We start from the raw sequence: 21,130 nt of genomic DNA on the forward strand, positions 1-21,130 counted from the left end.
AGAACGATTGCCGGAAAAGGCAGGGCCTTTCCTGCCTAGCTGGCGCGCCAGCGGGCGTAGAGCGCGGTGGGTAGCAGACGGCTGGAGCCTTGCTGCGGCAGGGCCATCTCGCCCTGTTCCATGACGCCGCCAAAGGCGGCGAGCCGGTCACCCAGCGTCTGCGACAGCGCGAGGTATGACAGCCGCACGGCATAGGCCGTCGCAATCACAAAGAGCGGCTTTTCGACCAGCAATTCCTTTATGTTATCAAGCAGCTCGGGCAGGTCCTGCTCGAAGCGCCAGGTCTCGTTCTTGGGCCCGCGGCCGAATTTCGGCGGGTCGAGAACGATGGCGTCATAGCGGTTCTCGCGGCGGATTTCGCGGGCGACAAACTTCATCGCATCATCGGCAATCCAGCGGATCGTGCGGTCCGACAGGCCGCTCAGGGCCTGGTTGTCCTTGCCATAGCCATTCGATTTCGGGCTGGCATCAAGATGCGTCACCTCGGCCCCGGCTGCCGCGCAGGCAAGCGACATCATTCCGGTATAACCGAACAAATTCAACACTTTGACCGGCCGTTTGGCGGCGCGGATCTGCTCCTGCGCGAAACGCCAGTGGACCGAATGTTCCTGAAAGACGCCCATGTGGCGGAAGGCCGTGCGGCGGGCGGTGAAGGTCAGCCCGTTCCAGCGCATCGGCCAGTCTTCGGCGGCGCGGGGCGAGAGGGTTTCCCAGTTGCCGCCGCCGTCCTCGTCGTCATTCTTGCTGAGGAAGGCCGCGTCTGCCTTCCAGCTATCAACAGGCCGTACAGGCTCCCAGAAGGCCTGCGGGTCGGGCCGGATCACGGTCTGGCTGCCGAAGCGTTCCAGCTTTTTCAGGTGGCCGCTGTCGAGCAGGGCATAATCGTCCCAGTCGTCGGCAATCAGGAGCTTGGTCTCGGTTTTCATGTGAAATCCCTCTGCCGCCAGGCCTCGTAAGTCATGATGGCGGTGGCCTGGGCCAGGTTCAGACTGTCCGCCCCGCCGCGCATGGGGATGAGGCAGAGCGTGTCGCACTGTCCCTCGATCGCATCCGGCAATCCTGCCTGTTCATTGCCCATGATGATCACGGATCGTGCGCCATAAGGCGCCTTGTCATGCCGCACGGTCCCGTTAACGGATGCAGCTGTTAGCGACAGGCCTTGCGCCTTGCGCCAGGCGTTGAACGCCTCGAAGGAGGCGTTCGCGAATTTCATGTCGAAGATCGATCCCATGGAGGCGCGGACTGTCTCGAAACTGTAGGGATCACAACAGGTTTCAAGCAGGATGACCCCGCTCGCGCCAGCGCAGTCCGCGGTGCGCAGGATGGTGCCCAGATTGCCCGGATCGCGCACTTCGTAGAGGGCGATCCAGATGCCGTTATCGGCGCTGGTCAGCGCATCAAGGGGACGATGCTGCTGGCGGAACGAGGCGATCACGCTCTGCGCATTGTCCTTGTGGGTGATCTTGGACATCAGCCGTTCCGGGGCCAGCACGACGCGCGCGCCGGCCGCTGCGGCGCGCCTCGCGAGGGCCGCGAGGTGTGGCCGGTCTGCCATGGTCGACGCGATAACGAGCGTTTCGGCCTGCCAGCCCTGCTCAAGCCCCTGTTCGACCAGTCGTGCGCCTTCGGCCAGGAACAGGCCCGTCTCGCTGCGGCCCTTCTTTCTTTCCAGGCTTTTCAATGACTTGATGAGCGGGTTGGACGGGCTCGTGATGGTTTCGATCGGTTGGTTCATGGGGCGTCAGGCCTGCAGCGAAAGTCTTGCGATGAGGGGGTGAATAGGGCATCCCTGAAGGAAGGGAAGTGACTTCAGGGAGTTAAGGTGGGGTCCCAATGAGGCTACTCGATCACCTGTTTGCGCTTGTGTCTCTCGCCGGTCTCGTGGCGATGGGTTGGTGGGGCGTTTATCAGTCACCACAGAATGCTGCAAACCTGCAGATGGAACTTCAGCAGAAAACCACGGCCGCGCTGAAGGCTGCCGGTCATGACTGGGCCATTGTCACCATGGATGGCCAGCACGCCATCCTCTCCGGCAAGGCGCCCACAACGGAGGCCGTGCGCGATGCCGCGCTGACCATTCTCACGGCAGACGGGCAGGGCGGCCTGATCTTCGGCGGCGTCACGCAGGTCGAGAGTGTCGCCGATGATGCCCCGCCGGTGTCGCCCTTTGTCTGGCATGCCGAGAAGACGCCTGAGGGCGCTCTGGTGCTGTCGGGTCATGTGCCATCCCGGACCATCCGGAAGGCCCTGCTGGCCGAGGCGCAGGCCGTTTCTGCGGGGGCGCCGGTGGAAGACCGTATGCAACTCGCCTCGGGCGCGCCGGTGGGCAACTGGCAGGGCATTGCGCGGCTTGGCCTGCACCAGCTTGCCAGCCTCGATTCCGGCGATGTGACGCTTGAGGATACGCGCCTGCGCGTGAATGGCGTGGCGAGCGACAAAGCCGTGCGTGAGGCGGTCACGACGGAAGTCACCAACATTGCCGCGCCGTTCCAGGGCCAGCCGCTGGTGCGCGGCGCCTCGCTCTGGCTGGCGCGGGTGTCCGATGACGGTCTGCTGTTGAAGGGCAACGTGTCCAGCGAATCCGAGCGGCGTGAAATCCTGACGCTCGCCAAGAAGCATTATCAGGGCAAATTGGTCGATGAGATGGTCATTGCCGATCAGGTCTATGGCGGCTGGATGGAAGGTGTGCGGCGGGGGCTGCCACAATTCGTGCATTTCCAGAGCGGCGAAATGGATTTCGACCCGGATGGGGCCGGTTTCCTCATCCTGGGGCAGGCCAGCCCAAGTACGCTTGCCTACCTGAAGCAGGACGTCGCGAGCCTGACCGCGCCTTATACAGCAGAGATCAGGGCGGTCAGTCGCCTGCCGGCACCGCCTGAGGTGGTGCCTGCGGCCACGCCGGTCGAAGCATGCCAGGGCATGGTGGACGCCGCTGTCGCCACGGGAGACATAAGTTTTGCGGAAGGCGCGGCGGAGCCGCTGCGGACAAGCGGGCCTGCGCTGGACGTGCTGGCGGCTTCTGTGGCGGCCTGCGATCCGGCGCTTGGCTTCAGCATCAATGGCCGTGCGGAGGCGGAAAACCCGAAACCTGCAGATGTTGCACTGGGCCGGGCCCGGGCAGACGCGCTTGTGGCGTTTCTTGAGGCAACCGGGGTGGATGCAGGGCGTTTGTCTGCGATTGGCTATGGCCCCACGGCTGCGGAGCAGGCTATTGATTCAGCTGACGCCGGGGCAGACAGCCGGCCAATCGAGATCACAGTACTGGAACGGAGCGAATAATGGCCTGGCTTCTGACGCACATGTGGATGGCGCTTGCAGGCGTCGGCCTGTTCAGCCTGCTTTTCGGTTGGTCCATGCGCGGCATCCTGCTTGTCGGCAAGCTGCGCACGGCGCGTGTTGACCGGGATATCGCCCGCACGGAGCTCGAGCAGGCCAAGGCGGAAATCGAAGGCCTCTATGCGGCCCAGCGCAACGCGGTGCCGGGCGCCAGCGCGCCGGCTGCTGCGACCGACCCGGCGCTGCGGGCCGAGTTGAACGTGCGGGAAAAGCGGCTGTCGGAACTCTCGGCCGAGCTGTCACGGTCGAAGGCCGAGCTGCAAGCCCTGAAATCCGGCGCAGGACGCGGCGCGGCGCCTGTCGCCCCGAAAATGGCCAGCGACCAGACCGAACCAACCCTGCTCTGGCGCAACCGGCATCTTGAGAGCCGTGTGCAACATCTGGAAGCGGCGCTGCACGAGCAGGCCTCTGCGCCGGTTCAGGCTGTCGCAGCGCCTGCCGTGGCCGCAGCTGTATCACCCGAGCCCGCTGTCGATACGGCGGAACTGGACAAGCTGAAATGGCAGGCTGACTTCTTCAAGCAGCGTGTGGAGACGCTGGAGGCCGAGCTGGCCGCCCAGCCGGCCCCTGCGCCTGCGGCTGAGCCCGTTGCGGCGCCGATCGAGAGCGATGATGCGGGCGAGGAACTGGCCCGGCTGCGCTGGCGCAACCGCTTCCTTGAGGGGCGTCTGGCCTATTTCGAGGGTGACGCTGCCCCTGAGGACGCCGCCGCGCCGGACGTGGCTGAGCTGGTCGACCTTGAAGTTGAGACAGACGAGACGCCGGAGGACGATGACGAGATCATCTCCGCCACGGATGCCATCCTGCAGGAGCTGGAAGAGGCGGATGCAGCGGCAGATGCCGAGGAAGAGGGCGAATTCGACGAAGAGGTCGATGAGCCTGAAGACGACATGGCGGACGAGATCGAAGACGCGCTTGAGGCCGAGGACGAAGCCGATGAGCTGGAAGACGACGACCTCGAGGATGAGGCGCTGGGGGATGGCGACGAAGACGAGGGTGATGAGGACGCGCTGGACGAGGACGAAGACGAAGATCTCGAACTGGAAGATGACGCGGACATCGACGAGGAAGACGAGGACGAGGCGGAAGCGGACGAAGAGTCCGATGATGAGACCGAGGACGACGATGCCTATGACGAGGAATCCGATGAGGAGGACCTCGATGCGGAAGATGAGGACGATCTAGAGTCCGACGATGAGGAAGATGAAGACGTCCTGGAGGACGACGAGTCCGACGAAGATGAGTCAGAAGACGATGAATCTGACGAGGACGATGAGGACGACGAAGTCGAAGAGGATGAGGTCGAAGACGACGATTCCGGGGACGATGACGCCGACGAGTCTGATGCCGAGGAAGACTTCGACGAAGACGATGAAGCGGTCGACGAAGATGCGCTGGACGAAGCGGACGAGGATGACGACGGCGACTATGATGAAGAGTCGGACGATGACGCCGACGAGGAACTCGACGACGAAGACGGTGAGGACGCCGAGACTGACGCAATTCCTGCGGAGCGCCCGATCGCCCTGCCCAAGGCCGTTGCGGACTCGCCTGACGACCTGACGATCATTGGCGGCATCGGTCCGAAGATACAGGAAGTGCTGAATGAACTCGGCATCTTCCATTATGACCAGATCGCTGCGTGGACGCCGGCGAACATCGCCTGGGTCGACAACCACCTGAACTTCTCGGGCCGCATTTCCCGCGAAGGCTGGGTGGAACAGGCCGCGATCCTGTCCGGTGATGTCGCCGAGGAATAGGCGCGCAATTCAGGGTGCATTCATTCTGAGGCAGGCAGGTACAGCCTGGCGCCGTTCTTGTGGCATTGCTTTTCAGCCCCCAGGGAGTAACCATGGCGCCAAAGGGTGAAGGAGTTTTATATGGTCGAACGCATCGATTTTGACGGCGAAATTCTCGCGAATGCGCCGCGTATCAACATGTCCCGCCGGGCGATCATCTGCGGTATTGCATCGGGCAGCGTGCTGCCTTTCGTGACAAGTTGCGCGACGAACCCGGCGACGGGGTCCAACCAGTTCATCCTGTTCGGCGAAGACCAGGTCGCAGGCATGGCCGCGTCGGCGTGGACCGACATGAAGGCGCAAGTGCCGGTGACAGCCAATTCCAGGCTCAAGAGCCGTGTCCTCAACGTGTGGAACCGCACCGTGCGCGGGGCAGGGCAGACGGGCTATGTCGACCCCAATGCGGACTGGGATGTCGCCGTCTTCGATACCGATGACGTCAATGCCTTCGTCATGCCGGGCAACCGGGTGGGCGTGTATCGCGGCATTACCGAACTGACCGAGAATGACGACCAGCTGTCGTCCGTTCTGGGGCATGAGACGGGTCACGTCGTGGGCCGTCATGCCGCCGAGCGCCTCTCGATCACGACCGCTGCGCAGGCCGGGCTGATGCTGGGCCAGATCGCCATCACGCAGTCGGAAACGCTCAGCAAGTATGGCACGGCCATCGGCGCCCTCGGCGGCGCAGCCATGCAGTTTGGTGTCGTATTGCCCTACAGCCGCAAGCACGAATCCGAGGCCGATCGCCTCGGCGTCGACTACATGCACAACGCCGGCTATGACGTGAAGCAGTCCGTGCGCCTGTGGGAACTCATGGCGGCCAATTCGGAAGGCCAGCGCCAGCCGGAATTCATGTCGACGCACCCTGATCCGCTCAACCGTGCGGCGGCTCTGAAGCAATATATCAATGCCAAGGGCTATGCGCTGATGTAGGCAGCGCCCCAAGGCGAGACGAAACAAGCCCGGATGGCCAGCGCCGTCCGGGCTTTTCACATCCGGGCTGCTTGACCTGCAAGGGTGTTTGGGCCATACGCCCGCTTCTGCGGAAGGCCCGCCAGCCGGACCGCGGACCCTCGATACCAATCGGGGCGGATCGAAAGACCACCGCCCCCTCGTAACAATTGTGAGGACACAATGGCTAAGAAACTGCTGGGGCAGATCAAGCTCCAGATTCCCGCAGGCAAGGCAAACCCTTCGCCGCCCGTCGGTCCGGCGCTCGGTCAGCGCGGCATCAACATCATGGAATTCTGCAAGGCGTTCAACGCCAAGACGCAGAGCATGGAAGAAGGCCTGCCTATCCCGGTCGTCATCCAGTATTACCAGGATAAATCATTCACCTTCGTCACGAAGACCCCACCTGCCACGGTGCTGCTGAAGAAGGCCGCTGGCCTGAAGCTCGGCAAGAAGCCTGCGTCCGGCTCGAAAAAGCCAGGCTTTGACACGGTCGGCAAGGTCACCATGAAGCAGATCCGCGAAATCGCGGAAGCCAAAATGGAAGACCTCAACGCAAACGATCTCGATGCAGCGTCCAAGATCATCGCAGGGTCCGCCCGCGCGATGGGCCTGACAGTGGTGGAGTAAGAACGATGGCGAAACCAGGAAAGCGCTCACGCGCAATCGCAGAAACGATTGACCGCGAAAAAGCCTACACCATCAGCGAGGCCGTCTCGGTGGTGAAGGGCAACGCGAAATCGAAATTCGACGAAACGATCGAGATTGCCGTCAATCTCGGCGTCGACCCCAAATACGCTGACCAGATGGTCCGCGGCGTGGTCAACCTGCCAGCCGGCACGGGCAAAGACGTTCGCGTCGCCGTGTTCGCGAAGGATGCCAAGGCTGACGAAGCCAAGGCCGCCGGTGCTGACTTCGTTGGCGCAGAAGACCTGATGGAGAAAATCCAGGGCGGCTTCATGGACTTCGACCGCGTTATCGCGTCGCCGGACATGATGGCCATCGTCGGTCGTCTCGGTAAGGTCCTCGGCCCACGCGGCCTGATGCCAAACCCGAAGGTCGGCACGGTCACGCCAAACGTCGCCCAGGCTGTCAAAGACGCCAAAAGCGGCTCGGTTGAATTCCGCGTTGAAAAAGCCGGTATCATCCATGCAGGCGTGGGCAAGGCCAGCTTTACCGAGGCTGACATCGAGAAAAACGTCAAGGCGTTCCTCGATGCACTCGTCAAGGCACGCCCAAGCGGCGCAAAAGGCACGTTTGTTCGCAAGATCTCGCTGTCCTCGACGATGGGCGCGGGCATCATGATCGATACGGCCGAAACGAAATAGGCTCGCTTCGGCAGCTATTCAGGTCCAAAATCAGAAAAGCCCGGTGCCAAAAGGCGCCGGGCTTTTTCCTGTCATCTCACATTTTCTGGATTCAGGGGGTTGCGGCCCTTTGGATAAAGCGTTAACAGACCTCTCTTGACGGGAGATCACCGATGTGCATCGGCGGCCTCCCGTTTTCCTGTCCTAGACCATAGGTCACGTTTTCGAACGCGGTAAAGGCTTTTCAGCCACCTATGCAGACGGGGTGAGGCGTTGAAACGGTTCGGAAAAACAGGATTTCCTGTTTTGCTTTACCGGGCAGGCCAATCCCTGGGCAGGCGCTGGAAGGCCCTCGGGCCGGAAGGCGATTACCAGGGCGGCCGGATGGTCCGGGCGCCTCTACTGGAGACCCGCTATGGATAAAGCTGGAAAAACAGTGGCTCTCGACACGCTGAAAGGCGTGTTCGCCGAGTCCGGTGCCGTCATCGTGACGCACTATTCCGGAATGACCGTTGCGGAAATGTCAAAGCTGCGCGCCCTCCTTCGTAAGGATGGCGGTCAGCTTAAGGTGGTCAAGAACCGTCTGGCGAAAATTGCGCTCGACGGTCAAGGCGGCGACGATGCCCAAGCCCTGTTCCAGGGTCCTGTGGCAATTGCCTATGCTGCTGATCCGGTGTCCGCTGCGAAAGCAGCAGATGAATTTGCGAAAGACAATTCCAAGTTCATCATCATCGGCGGCGTCATGGGTGACGTGGTTCTGGATGCTTCCGGCGTTCAGGCCCTCGCGAAGCTTCCATCTCTCGACCAGCTCCGTGGCAAAATTGTTGGCCTTCTGCAGGCACCGGCAACGAAAGTTGCAGGCGTCATTCAGGCACCGGCCAGCCAGCTTGCCCGTGTGGTGTCGGCATACGCGTCGAAAGACGCCGCCTAAGGCACCCGTTTTCGCAACCAATTGAACTTAACAACCGAACCAAACAGGAAATCACACAATGGCAAATCTCGAAAAGATTGTCGAAGATCTCTCCGCCCTGACCGTTCTCGAGGCCGCTGAGCTCGCAAAAATGCTTGAAGAAAAGTGGGGCGTTTCCGCCGCTGCGCCAGTAGCTGTCGCTGCTGCCGGTGGTGCTGCCGCTCCTGCTGCCGCTGCTGAAGAGCAGACGGAATTCGACGTCGTCCTGACGTCGGCAGGCGACAAGAAAATCAACGTGATCAAGGTCGTCCGCGACGTTGTTCCCGCCCTCGGCCTGAAGGAAGCTAAAGACCTCGTCGAAGCTGCTCCTAAAGCCATCAAAGAAGGCGTCTCCAAAGCCGAAGCTGAAGAGATCAAGAAGAAGTTCGAAGACGTCGGCGCTACGATCGAAATCAAGTAGCGCTTGCTGCTTTAAAATCCGGACAGTGTTCGCGCGAGGCGCTGTTCTATCTAAAAGATGCGCGGCGGTCTCATTCAGAGGCCGCCGCGAACTCGCGTTCTGGTGATAAGGTCTGTGGCCATGTGGCCCGGACGGACAAAATTGGGATCCTGGGATGGCACTCTCCTTCACGGAAAAGAAACGTATCCGCAAGTCCTTCGGGCGCATTCCCGAAGCCATCGAAATGCCGAACCTGATCGAGGTTCAACGCGATTCTTACGAGAGCTTCCTTCAGATGCACACGCCGCGCGAGAAACGCACGGATGATGGCCTCGGAGGCGTTTTCAAGTCGGTATTCCCGATTACAGATTTTTCCGAGCGCGCGACGCTCGAATATGTGAACTACGAGTTCGAAACGCCGAAATTCGACGTTGAAGAGTGCATGCAGCGCGATCTGACCTATCAGGCGCCGCTCAAGGTGCGTCTCCAGCTCGTCGTGTTCGACATTGACGAAGACACGGGCGCCCGCTCGGTCAAGGAAGTCAAAGAGCAGGAATGCTATCTCGGCGACATCCCGCTGATGACCGACAAGGGTACGTTCGTCGTCAACGGCACCGAGCGCGTGATCGTCTCGCAGATGCACCGTTCGCCCGGCGTGTTCTTTGACCACGACAAGGGCAAGACCCACACATCCGGCAAGCTGCTGTTCGCGGCGCGCATCATTCCTTACCGCGGTTCGTGGCTCGACTTCGAGTTCGACGCGAAGGACGTGCTCAACATCCGTATCGACCGCAAGCGCAAGCTGCCGGCGACGACGATGCTGTATGCGCTCGGCTATGACACCGAGCAGATCCTCGACCTGTTCTACACGCACTCCATCTACCGGATGGACAAGCAGGGCTGGGTCACCGGGTTCCGTTCGGAAGCCTGGAAAGGCCTGAAGCCTGAATTCGACCTGATCGACGCCAAGTCGAAGAAGGCCGTTGCCGAGGCTGGCAAGAAGATCACCGCGCTGAAAGCCAAGCGTATCGCAGAGGCCGGCACGGACGAGATCCTGGTGCCTTCCGAAGCCCTCGTTGGCAAATTCCTGGCGCGTGATGTCGTGAACATGGAAACCGGCGAGATCTTCGGTGAAGCCGGCGACATGCTGGAAGAAGAAGTCATCGCCGAGATGCGCGAATACGGCATCAAGACGATCGAAGTCCTCGACATCGACGCGTCCGGCCGTGGCCCATGGCTGCGCAACACGCTGAAGGCTGACAAGAACGAAACCCGTTTCGAAGCGCTGTCGGACATCTACCGCGTCATGCGCCCGGGTGAGCCACCAACGCAGGAAGCCGCTGATGCCCTGTTCGGCCAGCTCTTCTTCGATCCTGAGCGCTATGACCTCTCGGCCGTTGGCCGGGTGAAGATGAACATGCGTCTCTCTGTTGCCGTCAAAGGCTATGAGTCCGCTGCCGACGACATGCGCGTTCTGCGCAATGACGACATCATCGGCGTCATGAAGGTCATTCTCGACCTGAAGGACGGCAAGGGCGAAGTCGACGATATCGACAACCTTGGCAACCGCCGGGTCCGCTCGGTCGGCGAGCTTATGGAAAACAACTACCGTATCGGTCTCGTGCGCATGGAGCGCGCGATCAAGGAGCGTATGGGATCGGTCGATATCGACACGGTCATGCCGCACGACCTGATCAACGCGAAACCGGTTGTGGCGTCTGTGCGTGAATTCTTCGGCTCCTCGCAGCTGTCGCAGTTCATGGACCAGACCAACCCGCTGTCGGAAATCACCCACAAGCGCCGTCTTTCAGCGCTTGGCCCAGGTGGTCTGACTCGCGAACGCGCCGGCTTTGAAGTCCGCGACGTGCACCCGACCCACTATGGCCGGATCTGCCCGATCGAGACGCCGGAAGGCCCGAACATCGGTCTGATCAACTCGCTCGCCACCCATGCGCGCATCAACAAGTACGGCTTCATCGAGAGCCCGTACCGCAAGGTTGTGAACGGCAAGCAGACCGACGAGGTCGTCTATCTGTCGGCCATGGAAGAGTCGATCTACTCGATCGCCCAGGCCAACGCTTCGGTGAACGCCAAGGGCGAGCTGCAGAACGAATTCGTCAACGCCCGTGTGGCTGGCGAAGCGACCATGGTTTCGAAGGACGACATCCAGTTCATGGACGTCTCGCCGAAACAGGTCGTGTCGGTTGCTGCCTCGCTCATTCCGTTCCTTGAAAATGATGACGCCAACCGCGCCCTCATGGGATCGAACATGCAACGCCAGGCGGTTCCGCTGGTCCAGTCCGAAGCGCCGTTCGTCGGCACGGGCATGGAATCCATCGTGGCCCGTGACAGCCGCGCCGCCATCATCGCCCGCCGGGCTGGTGTGGTCGAGCAGGTTGACGCGCTGCGTATCGTGGTTCGCGCCACCGAGGATCTCGAAGGCTCGAAGTCGGGCGTCGACATCTATCGTCTGGCCAAGTTCCGCCGTTCGAACCAGAACAGCTGCATCAACCAGCGTCCGATCGTCAAAGTGGGCGACACGGTCTCGAAGAATGACATCATCGCGGACGGTCCTTCGACCGATCTCGGTGAGCTGGCTCTCGGCCGGAACGTGCTCGTCGCGTTCATGCCGTGGAATGGCTACAACTTCGAGGACTCGATCCTGATCTCCGAACGTATCGTGAAGGACGACGTGTTCACGTCGATCCACATCGAGGAATTCGAGATCGCGGCGCGCGACACGAAGCTTGGCCCTGAAGAGATCACACGCGACATTCCGAACGTCGGCGAGGAAGCCCTGCGCAACCTCGACGAAGCCGGCATCGTGGCTGTGGGCGCTGAAGTGAAAGCTGGCGACATTCTCGTCGGCAAGGTCACGCCGAAGGGTGAAAGCCCGATGACGCCGGAAGAGAAACTCCTCCGCGCCATCTTCGGTGAGAAGGCGTCCGATGTGCGTGATACGTCGCTGCGTGTGCCTCCGGGCGACGCCGGTACGGTTGTGGATGTCCGCATCTTCAATCGCCACGGCATCGACAAGGACCAGCGCGCGCTTCAGATCGAACGCGAGCAGATCGAACAGCTGCAGGAAGACAAGGAAGACGAACAATCGATCCTCGAGCGCAACACCTATGCGCGTCTTGCTGACCTGCTGACCGGCAAGGAAGCCGTTGCGGGGCCGAAAGGCTTCAAGGCTGGCAAGATTGCGGCCGACGCGCTTGAAGAACTGAGCGAGAGCCAGTGGTGGGACATCGCGCTGAAGTCTGAAAAGGCCCAGGCCGATCTCGACGCGCTGCGCGCCCAGTTCGATGCGTCGATCCACGAGCTTGATGCCCGTTTCAACGACAAGGTCGACAAGGTCCAGCGCGGCGACGACCTGCCTCCGGGCGTGATGAAAGTCGTCAAAGTGTTCCTGGCTGTGAAGCGCAAGCTTCAGCCGGGCGACAAGATGGCCGGCCGTCACGGCAACAAGGGTGTGATCTCGAAGATCAACCCGAGCGAAGACATGCCGTTCCTCGAAGACGGTACGCCTGTCGACATCGTTCTGAACCCGCTCGGCGTGCCTTCGCGCATGAACGTCGGTCAGATCCTTGAGACCCACACAGGCTGGGCCTGCCGCGGTCTTGGCCGGATCATCGACCAGGCTCTGGAGGAGTTCCACCAGAAGCATGACATGGACGCACTTCGTAAAGCGGTTGCCTACGCCTATGGCGAAGAGCAGGAGCTTCCGGAAACCGACGCTGAAATCGTCGAGCTGGCCGGCAACCTGCGCAACGGTGTTCCGATCGCCACGCCAGTGTTCGATGGTGCCCGCGAAAGCGACATCAACGACCTGCTGACACGTGCCGGTCTCGACACGTCAGGCCAGGTGAAGATGTTCGACGGTCGTACCGGCGTTCAGTTCTCGCGTCCTGTCACGGTCGGGTACAAGTACCTGCTCAAGCTTCACCACCTCGTGGACGAGAAAATCCACGCGCGTTCGACCGGTCCTTACTCGCTCGTTACCCAGCAGCCGCTGGGCGGCAAGGCGCAGTTCGGTGGCCAGCGCTTCGGGGAGATGGAAGTCTGGGCACTCGAAGCCTATGGCGCAGCCTACACGCTGCAGGAAATGCTGACTGTGAAGTCGGATGATACTGCAGGCCGTGCGAAGATCTACGAATCGATCGTCCGTGGCGACGATTCCTTCGAGGCTGGTATCCCGGAAAGCTTCAACGTGCTGATCAAGGAAATGCGCTCGCTCGGCCTCAACGTGGAGCTGATCGAAGAAGACAATGGCGAAATCGAGGACGAAGAGTCCACGGTCGCAGCCGAGTAGACAGTAAACGAAATATCGGGATGCCCCTGGAAACGAGAAACGTTTCACGGGGCATCCCATTCGATACGAAATTTCATGAGGGCAGGGGCCCTTTCGCCCCGACAACATCGCCCACCCAAGGAGCAGACACCCATGCGCCAGGACGTCGCCAGCATTTTCAACCCGAATACGCCCGCCCCGACTTTCGAGGCGATCCGCATTTCGATCGCAAGCCCGGAGAAAATCCGCTCGTGGTCGTCAGGCGAGATCAAGAAGCCTGAAACCATCAACTACCGGACGTTCAAGCCCGAGCGCGACGGCCTTTTCTGTGCCCGCATCTTCGGCCCGGTGAAGGACTATGAGTGCCTTTGCGGCAAGTACAAGCGCATCAAGTATCGCGGCATTGTCTGCGAGAAGTGCGGCGTTGAAGTCACCCTCGCACGCGTCCGCCGCGAGCGCATGGGTCACATCGACCTGGCCGCGCCTGTTGCGCACATCTGGTTCCTGAAGTCGCTTCCCTCCCGGATTTCGACCCTGGTAGACATGGCGCTGAAAGACGTGGAGCGCGTGCTCTACTTCGAAAGCTATGTCGTCATCGAGCCGGGCCTCACGGAACTGGAGCCCAAGCAGCTCCTGACCGAAGAAGAATACATGGATGCGCAGGACCGTCTGGGTGAAGACGCGTTCACAGCCATGATAGGTGCCGAAGCCATCCGCGAGATCCTCCGCAACCTCGACCTGCCAACGCTGGCCGAGACGCTGCGCGATGACCTGCGCGATTCCACATCGGAACTGAAAACCAAGAAGGCTTCCAAGCGCCTCAAGGTGGTCGAATCCTTCCTCCAGTCGCGCGCCAAACCCGAGTGGATGATCCTGACTGTCGTTCCAGTCATCCCGCCGGACCTGCGCCCGCTGGTTCCGCTGGACGGCGGCCGCTTTGCGACATCCGACCTTAACGACCTCTATCGCCGCGTGATCAACCGGAACAACCGCCTGAAGCGCCTGATGGAGCTTCGCGCACCGGATATCATCATCCGCAACGAGAAGCGCATGCTTCAGGAGTCGGTTGATGCCCTGTTCGACAACGGCCGTCGCGGCCGCACGATCACGGGCACCAACAAGCGCCCGCTGAAGTCGATCTCCGACATGCTCAAGGGCAAGCAGGGCCGCTTCCGCCAGAACCTTCTCGGCAAGCGCGTCGACTATTCCGGCCGTTCGGTCATCGTGGTTGGCCCGAACCTGAAACTGCACGAGTGCGGCCTTCCGAAGAAGATGGCGCTCGAGCTGTTCAAGCCGTTCATCTATGCGCGTCTCGACGCCAAAGGTCTCGCCGGTACGGTCAAGGCTGCCAAGAAACTGGTCGAGAAAGAGAAGCCGGAAGTGTGGGATATCCTCGACGAGGTTATCCGCGAGCACCCGATCCTGCTCAACCGCGCGCCGACGCTTCACCGCCTCGGCATCCAGGCGTTCGAACCGAAACTGATCGAGGGCAAGGCCATCCAGCTTCACCCGCTGGTCTGCGCCGCGTTCAACGCTGACTTCGATGGCGACCAGATGGCCGTTCACGTGCCGCTGAGCCTCGAGGCCCAGCTGGAATGCCGCGTGCTCATGATGTCGACGAACAACATCCTGTCGCCTGCCAACGGCAAGCCAATCATCGTGCCGTCGCAGGATATCATCCTCGGCCTCTACTACCTCTCGCTCGATCGCGACGAGGAAGTCGGCAATGGCATGATGTTCACGGATCTCGCTGAAATCGAGCAGGCGCTCGACAATGGCTTTGTCTCGCTGCACTCGAAGATCAAGGCGATGTACGAAGGCGTCGACGATGAGGGCAAGCCATGGCGCCGTGTGATCGACACGACACCGGGCCGCTTCATGGTGGCAAACATCCTGCCGCGCTTCAAAGGCATCCAGCCTGACATGGTCAACCTGACGCTGACCAAGAAGGCCATCGGCCGGATCATCGACGATGTGTATCGTCTGTGCGGCCAGAAGGCGACGGTCATCTTCTGCGACCAGATGATGGGTCTCGGCTTCAAGGAAGCTGCGAAAGCCGGCATCTCGTTCGGCAAGGATGACATGGTCATTCCGGAAGCGAAGAAGAAGCTCGTCGAAGCGACCAAGGAGCAGGTGTCAGAATACGAACGCCAGTATGCCGACGGTCTCATCACGCGTGGCGAGAAGTACAACAAGGTTGTCGACGCCTGGTCCACATGTACGGACAAGGTGGCTGACGCCATGATGGAATCCGCCTCCAAGGCCCAGGTGGCCAAGGGCGACCGTAAGGCTCAGGTCAACTCGATCTACATGATGGCCGACTCCGGGGCACGTGGTTCGAAGAACCAGATGAAGCAGCTCGCCGGTATGCGGGGCCTGATGGCCAAGCCGTCGGGTGAAATCATCGAGACGCCGATCATCTCGAACTTCAAGGAAGGTCTGACCGTTCTTGAATACTTCAACTCGACCCACGGTGCCCGTAAGGGTCTTGCCGATACGGCTCTGAAAACGGCGAACTCGGGCTACCTGACCCGTCGTCTTGTCGACGTCGCCCAGGACTGCATCATCAACGAAGATGATTGCGGCACGGAAAAAGGCATCGACATCTCGGCTGTCATGGAAGGCGCTGATGTCACTGTCTCGCTGGGCGAGCGTCTGCTCGGCCGCGTTACGGCTGAGGATGTCAAAGGTGCGGACGGCACGCTGGTTGCGCCTGCCAACACCTATATCGACGAAGACCTGGCCGAGATCATCGAGAATGCCGGTGTTGATGTGGTCAAGGCCCGTTCGGCCCTGACCTGCGAAGCGCGGAACGGTATCTGCGTCCAGTGCTACGGACGTGACCTTGCCCGGGGTACGGTCGTCAACCGCGGTGAAGCGGTCGGCGTTATCGCTGCCCAGTCGATTGGTGAGCCGGGTACCCAGCTGACCATGCGTACGTTCCACATCGGTGGTGCGGCGCAGGTGGCCGACCAGTCGTCCATCGAAGCCAGCTTCGAAGGTACAGTCCGGTTCACGGATGGCGAGTATGTGACCCGCAAGGACAAGAACATCATTGTTGTTGGCCGCCGCATGCAGGTCGAGATCGTCGATGCCGACGGTCGTACACGTCAGTCGTTCCGTCCGGCCTACGGCACACGCCTCATGGTCAAGGACAAGGCGAAGGTCTCGCCCGGCATGCCGCTCGCAGACTGGGATCCGTTTGCCCAGCCGATCGTGTCGGAAGTGGCTGGCGAAGCCAAGCTGATCGACGTGATCGACGGTGTGTCCGTTCGTGAAGAAACCGATGAAGCGACGGGCATCTCGTCCCGCGTTGTCATCGACTGGCGCTCGGCTTCCAAGTCTGCGGACATCAAGCCGTCGATCCAGGTCGTCGACAAGGACGGCAAGCCGGTCAAACTGCCGAACGGCTCCGATGCTGTCTATCTTCTGTCGGTGGGCGCCATCCTGTCCGTCGCAGACGGTGACAAGATCGAAGCCGGTGACACGCTCGCACGTGTTGCGACCGGTGGTGCGAAGACACGGGACATCACGGGTGGTCTGCCACGCGTGGCCGAACTGTTCGAAGCACGCCGTCCGAAGGACCACGCCATCATCGCAGAAGTCGATGGCAAGGTGCTTTACGGCCGTGACTACAAGAACAAGCGCCGCGTCTCGATCGTGCCGATCGAGGAAGGTCGTGACCAGATCGATTACCTCGTGCCGAAAGGCAAACACCTTGCCGTTCAGGATGGTGACTTCATCAAGCGTGGTGAATACCTGATGGACGGTAACCCGGCGCCGCAGGACATCCTGTCGACGCTTGGTGTCGAGGCCCTGGCCAATTACCTCATCGACGAAGTGCAGAAGGTCTATCGCCTGCAGGGCGTGCCGATCAACGACAAGCATATCGAAGTGATCGTTCGCCAGATGCTGCAGAAGGTCGAAATCGTGGACGGTGGCGATACGCCATTCATCGTCGGCGAGCATATCGACCTCATCGACTTCGAGGACGCCAATGAAGTGGTGCGCAAATCCCGTAAAAAGGACCAGCGCGAGGCAACAGCCACCCCGCTTCTGCTCGGTATCACCAAGGCCTCGCTCCAGACCCGCAGCTTCATCTCGGCTGCGTCGTTCCAGGAGACGACCCGCGTGCTCACCGAAGCGGCTATCCAGGGCAAGATCGATACGCTGGACGGTCTCAAGGAGAACGTCATCGTTGGCCGCCTGATCCCGGCCGGTACGGGCGGTGGTATCCGTCAGTTCCGCCGTGTTGCGGCCGAGCGCGACCTGAAGCTGAAAGCCAAGCGCGCTGCTGCGATGGCCAAGGCTCAGGAAGAAGCGGCCAATCTCGCCATGGCGGCCCTTCCGGCCCCGGCTGCCGAGCCAGCGGACGAATAGTCCCGCCGACACGGCTCTTGATACAAATGAGAAAGCCTGCCAGCCTTGGCAGGCTTTCTTGCTTTCAGGGACAGGCATCAGATGGAACGAAGCGATATTATCGGTGCGGCATGTGCAGTGGTTGCAATTGGAATCATTGCGTTCCTGTCACTGGATAGCTGGGCCATTGCTGATTGCAGGACCGTTCTGAGAACCGCGGAATTCCAGCGGGCAGGGGCGCTGGAGCCGGATGCTGCGGCTGATCTTGCGGCATTCCGGGCGCAGCTTGAAGGCGGCACAGCGGGCCCTGAGGCGGCTGCGTGCGTCGACAGGATCGGCCTGCCGTTCTAGAGCCCCGCATTCAGGCCCAATATTGCTGCGGTCTGGCGGCATGCGACCCTTGACGCCAGCGCCTGAGAGGCTTAAACGCCACCCATTGTCAGAGAGGCAGCTGGGTTTTTGCCCTTTCGCCGTACCGGTTCAGGAATGATCCGGCCAATCTGACCCCCAAGTTTTCAGCCGTCCCGGAAGCTGCAATGGCATTCGGGGCATCATTTCGTTACCGGCCCATCGGGCCATGAGTTCAGAAGAGACAGAAGGCCCGAATGCCCACAATTCAACAGCTTATTCGTAATCCGCGTTCGCCAAAGCCGACGCGCACCAAGACGCCGGCCCTCAAGGCCTGCCCACAGCGCCGCGGTGTTTGCACGCGCGTCTACACAACGACCCCGAAGAAGCCGAACTCGGCGCTTCGTAAAGTGGCAAAAGTGCGTCTCACCTCCGGGTTCGAATCGCTGTGCTACATCCCGGGCGAAGGCCACAACCTGCAGGAGCACTCTGTTGTGCTTATCCGCGGCGGCCGCGTGAAAGACCTTCCGGGCGTTCGTTACCACATCATCCGCGGCGCGCTGGACACCCAGCCCGTCAAGAACCGTAAACAACGCCGTTCGCATTACGGCGCGAAGAAACCGAAATAAGAGGGCCGCTCAATGTCTCGTCGTCACAGTGCAGAGAAGCGTCAGGTCCTCGCGGATCCGAAATTCAAGGACATCGTCGTCACCAAGTTCATGAACCAGATCATGCGCGATGGTAAGAAGTCGGTTGCCGAGCGCATCGTCTATGGTGCCTTCGACCTCGTCGAAACGCGCGCCAAGAAAAACCCTGTCGAGGTTTTCCACGCTGCGCTTGAAGCCGTTGCGCCTTCCGTCGAAGTGCGTTCGCGCCGCGTCGGTGGTGCCACGTACCAGGTGCCGGTTGAAGTCCGCACAGAGCGCCGTCAGGCTCTCGCCATCCGCTGGCTGTCGGCTGCTGCCGCAGGCCGCAACGAAAACACGATGCGTGAGCGCCTCGCTGGCGAACTGATGGATGCCAGCCAGGGCCGCGGCAACGCAGTCAAGAAACGCGAAGACACGCACCGCATGGCGGACGCCAACAAGGCCTTCGCACACTACCGCTGGTAATCAGCACTGGAATTTCATGGCAACTGAGGGTAACGCGCCCGTCAGTTGCCACAATTTCCTCCCGGAAAGCAGACACGAAGGTTTACCCACATGGCCCGCGAATACACGCTGGATCGCTATCGTAACTTTGGCATCATGGCACACATTGATGCCGGCAAAACGACGACCACAGAGCGCATCCTCTACTACACCGGCAAGTCGCACAAAATCGGCGAAGTGCACGATGGTGCCGCGACCATGGACTGGATGGAGCAGGAGCAGGAGCGTGGCATCACGATCACCTCCGCTGCGACCACCACTTTCTGGGAACGCACGGAAGATGGCTCCACGCCGCTCTCCGACAAATACCGTTTCAACATCATCGATACGCCCGGACACGTTGACTTCACGATTGAAGTCGAGCGCTCGCTGGCCGTTCTCGATGGCGCCGTTTGCGTCCTCGATGCGAACGCCGGTGTTGAGCCGCAGACTGAAACCGTCTGGCGTCAGGCTGACCGCTACAAGGTTCCGCGCATCGTGTTCGTCAACAAGATGGACAAGATCGGCGCTGACTTCTTCAACTGCGTCCACATGATCAAGGACCGCACAGGCGCCACGCCTGCGCCGATCCAGCTGCCGATCGGTTCGGAAACCGATCTGGCGGGTCACGTTGACCTTGTCACGATGCAGGAATGGGTTTGGGAAGGCGACGATCTCGGCGCTTCCTGGATCCTCAAGCCTATCCGCGACAGCCTCAAGGCCAAGGCCGAAGAGATGCGCGCCACGCTGGTCGAGCTTGCCGTCGAGCAGGACGATGATGCGATGGAAGCCTTCCTCGAAGGCAACGAACCAGACGTGCCAACCCTGCGCAAGCTGATCCGCAAGGGTACGCTGTCCATGGCCTTTGTGCCGGTTCTTTGCGGCTCGGCCTTCAAGAACAAGGGCGTGCAGCCGATGCTGAACGCTGTGATCGACTATCTTCCGGGCCCGCTCGACGTGCCGCCTTACTTCGGCTTCCTGCCGGGTGATGAGGAAGAAGTCCGCAACATCGAACGCCGCGCTGATGACAGCCAGCCGTTCTCGGGCCTCGCCTTCAAGATCATGAACGACCCTTACATGGGCACGCTGACCTTCACACGTATCTATTCCGGTACGCTGTCGAAGGGCGACGCCTTCATGAACTCGACCAAGGGCAAGAAAGAGCGCGTCGGCCGTATGGTCATGATGCACTCCAACAAGCAGGACGAGATCACGGAAGCCTTCGCAGGCGACATCGTGGCACTTGCCGGCCTCAAGGAAACCACGACCGGTGACACGGTCTGTGACCCGAACAAGCCGGTCGTTCTCGAAACGATGACGTTCCCCGATCCGGTTATCGAGATCGCCGTCGAGCCGAAGTCGAAAGCTGACCAGGAAAAAATGTCGGTTGGCCTCCAGCGCCTCGCGGCAGAGGATCCGTCCTTCCGCGTCGAAACCGATTTCGAATCCGGCCAGACGATCATGAAAGGCATGGGCGAGCTTCACCTCGACATCCTGATCGACCGCCTGAAGCGCGAATTCAAGGTGGAAGCAAACATCGGCCAGCCGATGGTGGCCTACCGCGAGAAACTCGGCCGCGCGGCCGAAATCGACTTCACGCACAAGAAACAGTCCGGTGGTACCGGCCAGTTCGCGCGCATCAAGCTGCAGTTCGAACCTCTCGAAGCCGGTTCGGGCTTCGTGTTTGAAAGCTCGATCGTCGGCGGCGCCGTTCCGAAGGAATACGTTCCCGGTGTGGAAAAAGGCCTCAATATGGCCAAGGAAAACGGCCTTCTGGCTGGTTACCCTGTCACCGACTTCAAGGCCGTGCTGGTTGACGGCGCGTTCCACGACGTTGACTCCTCTGTCCTCGCTTTCGAAATCGCCGCCCGCGGCGCATTCCGCGAGCTGAAAGGCAAGGGCGATCCGCGCCTGATGGAGCCGATCATGAAAGTGGAAGTTGTCACGCCGGAAGACTATATGGGCGACGTGATCGGCGACCTGAACTCCCGCCGTGGCCAGATCCAGGGTTCGGAACCACGCGGTAACGCTGTGGCGATCAACGCCCTGGTCCCGCTGGTCAACATGTTCGGATACGTTTCGAACCTGCGCGGCATGTCGCAAGGGCGTGCCCAGTTCACGATGATCTTCGCTCACTATGACGAAGTTCCGCGTGCCGAAGCACAGAAAATCATTCAGGAAGTCGCAGGTTCCTGATCCATCCCCGACCGGTGAGCCGGTCTTTTGAATTTAGAATGAAGGAGAGGCCCGATGGGCAAGG

Annotated in this window: 15 protein-coding genes; 13 read left to right on the forward strand and 2 right to left on the reverse strand. The window is 60.8% G+C overall.

The window, feature by feature from the left end; genetic code table 11:
• Positions 1-35 precede the first annotated feature (35 nt).
• Together HY30_RS11935 and HY30_RS11940 are read right to left on the reverse strand one after the other, a co-directional pair.
• On the reverse strand, positions 36-926 hold the full coding sequence (locus tag HY30_RS11935) for a class I SAM-dependent methyltransferase (protein WP_051615405.1): 891 nt from the start codon (positions 924-926) through the stop codon (positions 36-38).
• On the reverse strand, positions 923-1,735 hold the full coding sequence (locus tag HY30_RS11940; protein ID WP_034740636.1) for a TrmH family RNA methyltransferase: 813 nt from the start codon (positions 1,733-1,735) through the stop codon (positions 923-925). Before HY30_RS11940 ends, HY30_RS11935 begins: the two co-directional genes overlap by 4 nt.
• Before the next feature lie 98 nt (positions 1,736-1,833).
• Between HY30_RS11940 and HY30_RS11945 the strand changes: the two genes are divergently transcribed.
• The 13 genes from HY30_RS11945 to fusA all read left to right on the forward strand — a co-directional run bounded on the left by HY30_RS11945 (position 1,834) and on the right by fusA (position 21,066).
• On the forward strand, positions 1,834-3,279 hold the full coding sequence (locus HY30_RS11945) for an OmpA family protein (protein ID WP_034740638.1): 1,446 nt from the start codon (positions 1,834-1,836) through the stop codon (positions 3,277-3,279).
• Positions 3,279-5,096 carry a hypothetical protein gene (locus HY30_RS20025; protein ID WP_051615406.1) on the forward strand — a complete coding sequence of 606 codons (1,818 nt, stop codon included), beginning with the start codon at positions 3,279-3,281 and terminating at the stop codon, positions 5,094-5,096. Before HY30_RS11945 ends, HY30_RS20025 begins: the two co-directional genes overlap by 1 nt.
• Before the next feature lie 120 nt (positions 5,097-5,216).
• On the forward strand, positions 5,217-6,068 hold the full coding sequence (locus HY30_RS11955) for a M48 family metallopeptidase (RefSeq protein ID WP_051615407.1): 852 nt from the start codon (positions 5,217-5,219) through the stop codon (positions 6,066-6,068).
• Between the two features lie 201 nt (positions 6,069-6,269).
• On the forward strand, positions 6,270-6,716 hold the full coding sequence (gene rplK / locus HY30_RS11960; protein ID WP_034740641.1) for a 50S ribosomal protein L11: 447 nt from the start codon (positions 6,270-6,272) through the stop codon (positions 6,714-6,716).
• 5 nt (positions 6,717-6,721) lie between these two features.
• Positions 6,722-7,414 carry a 50S ribosomal protein L1 gene (gene rplA, locus HY30_RS11965; protein ID WP_034740643.1) on the forward strand — a complete coding sequence of 231 codons (693 nt, stop codon included), beginning with the start codon at positions 6,722-6,724 and terminating at the stop codon, positions 7,412-7,414.
• Between the two features lie 394 nt (positions 7,415-7,808).
• Positions 7,809-8,324, forward strand: a complete 516-nt coding sequence (rplJ, locus tag HY30_RS11970) for a 50S ribosomal protein L10 (RefSeq protein ID WP_034740647.1) — start codon at positions 7,809-7,811, stop codon at positions 8,322-8,324.
• A 58-nt stretch (positions 8,325-8,382) separates the two neighbouring features.
• Positions 8,383-8,763, forward strand: a complete 381-nt coding sequence (gene rplL, locus HY30_RS11975) for a 50S ribosomal protein L7/L12 (protein ID WP_034740650.1) — start codon at positions 8,383-8,385, stop codon at positions 8,761-8,763.
• Between the two features lie 154 nt (positions 8,764-8,917).
• On the forward strand, positions 8,918-13,054 hold the full coding sequence (gene rpoB, locus HY30_RS11980; RefSeq protein ID WP_034740652.1) for a DNA-directed RNA polymerase subunit beta: 4,137 nt from the start codon (positions 8,918-8,920) through the stop codon (positions 13,052-13,054).
• A 132-nt stretch (positions 13,055-13,186) separates the two neighbouring features.
• Positions 13,187-17,413, forward strand: a complete 4,227-nt coding sequence (gene rpoC, locus HY30_RS11985) for a DNA-directed RNA polymerase subunit beta' (RefSeq protein ID WP_034740654.1) — start codon at positions 13,187-13,189, stop codon at positions 17,411-17,413.
• An 81-nt stretch (positions 17,414-17,494) separates the two neighbouring features.
• Positions 17,495-17,743, forward strand: coding sequence for a hypothetical protein (locus HY30_RS11990; RefSeq protein ID WP_034740657.1), 249 nt, complete (start codon positions 17,495-17,497; stop codon positions 17,741-17,743).
• Between the two features lie 254 nt (positions 17,744-17,997).
• Positions 17,998-18,369, forward strand: a complete 372-nt coding sequence (gene rpsL, locus HY30_RS11995) for a 30S ribosomal protein S12 (protein WP_034740661.1) — start codon at positions 17,998-18,000, stop codon at positions 18,367-18,369.
• Between the two features lie 12 nt (positions 18,370-18,381).
• Positions 18,382-18,852 (forward strand): 30S ribosomal protein S7, encoded by a 471-nt coding sequence (gene rpsG, locus HY30_RS12000; protein ID WP_034740664.1) that lies wholly within the window; start codon positions 18,382-18,384, stop codon positions 18,850-18,852.
• Positions 18,853-18,942: 90 nt separating this feature from the next.
• The gene (fusA, locus tag HY30_RS12005) at positions 18,943-21,066 is read left to right on the forward strand and encodes an elongation factor G (RefSeq protein ID WP_034740667.1); all 2,124 of its coding nucleotides are present in this window, start codon (positions 18,943-18,945) and stop codon (positions 21,064-21,066) included.
• Positions 21,067-21,130 lie beyond the last annotated feature (64 nt).

It is taken from the genome of Hyphomonas chukchiensis (assembly GCF_000682695.1).
GTDB classification, from domain to species: domain Bacteria; phylum Pseudomonadota; class Alphaproteobacteria; order Caulobacterales; family Hyphomonadaceae; genus Hyphomonas; species Hyphomonas chukchiensis.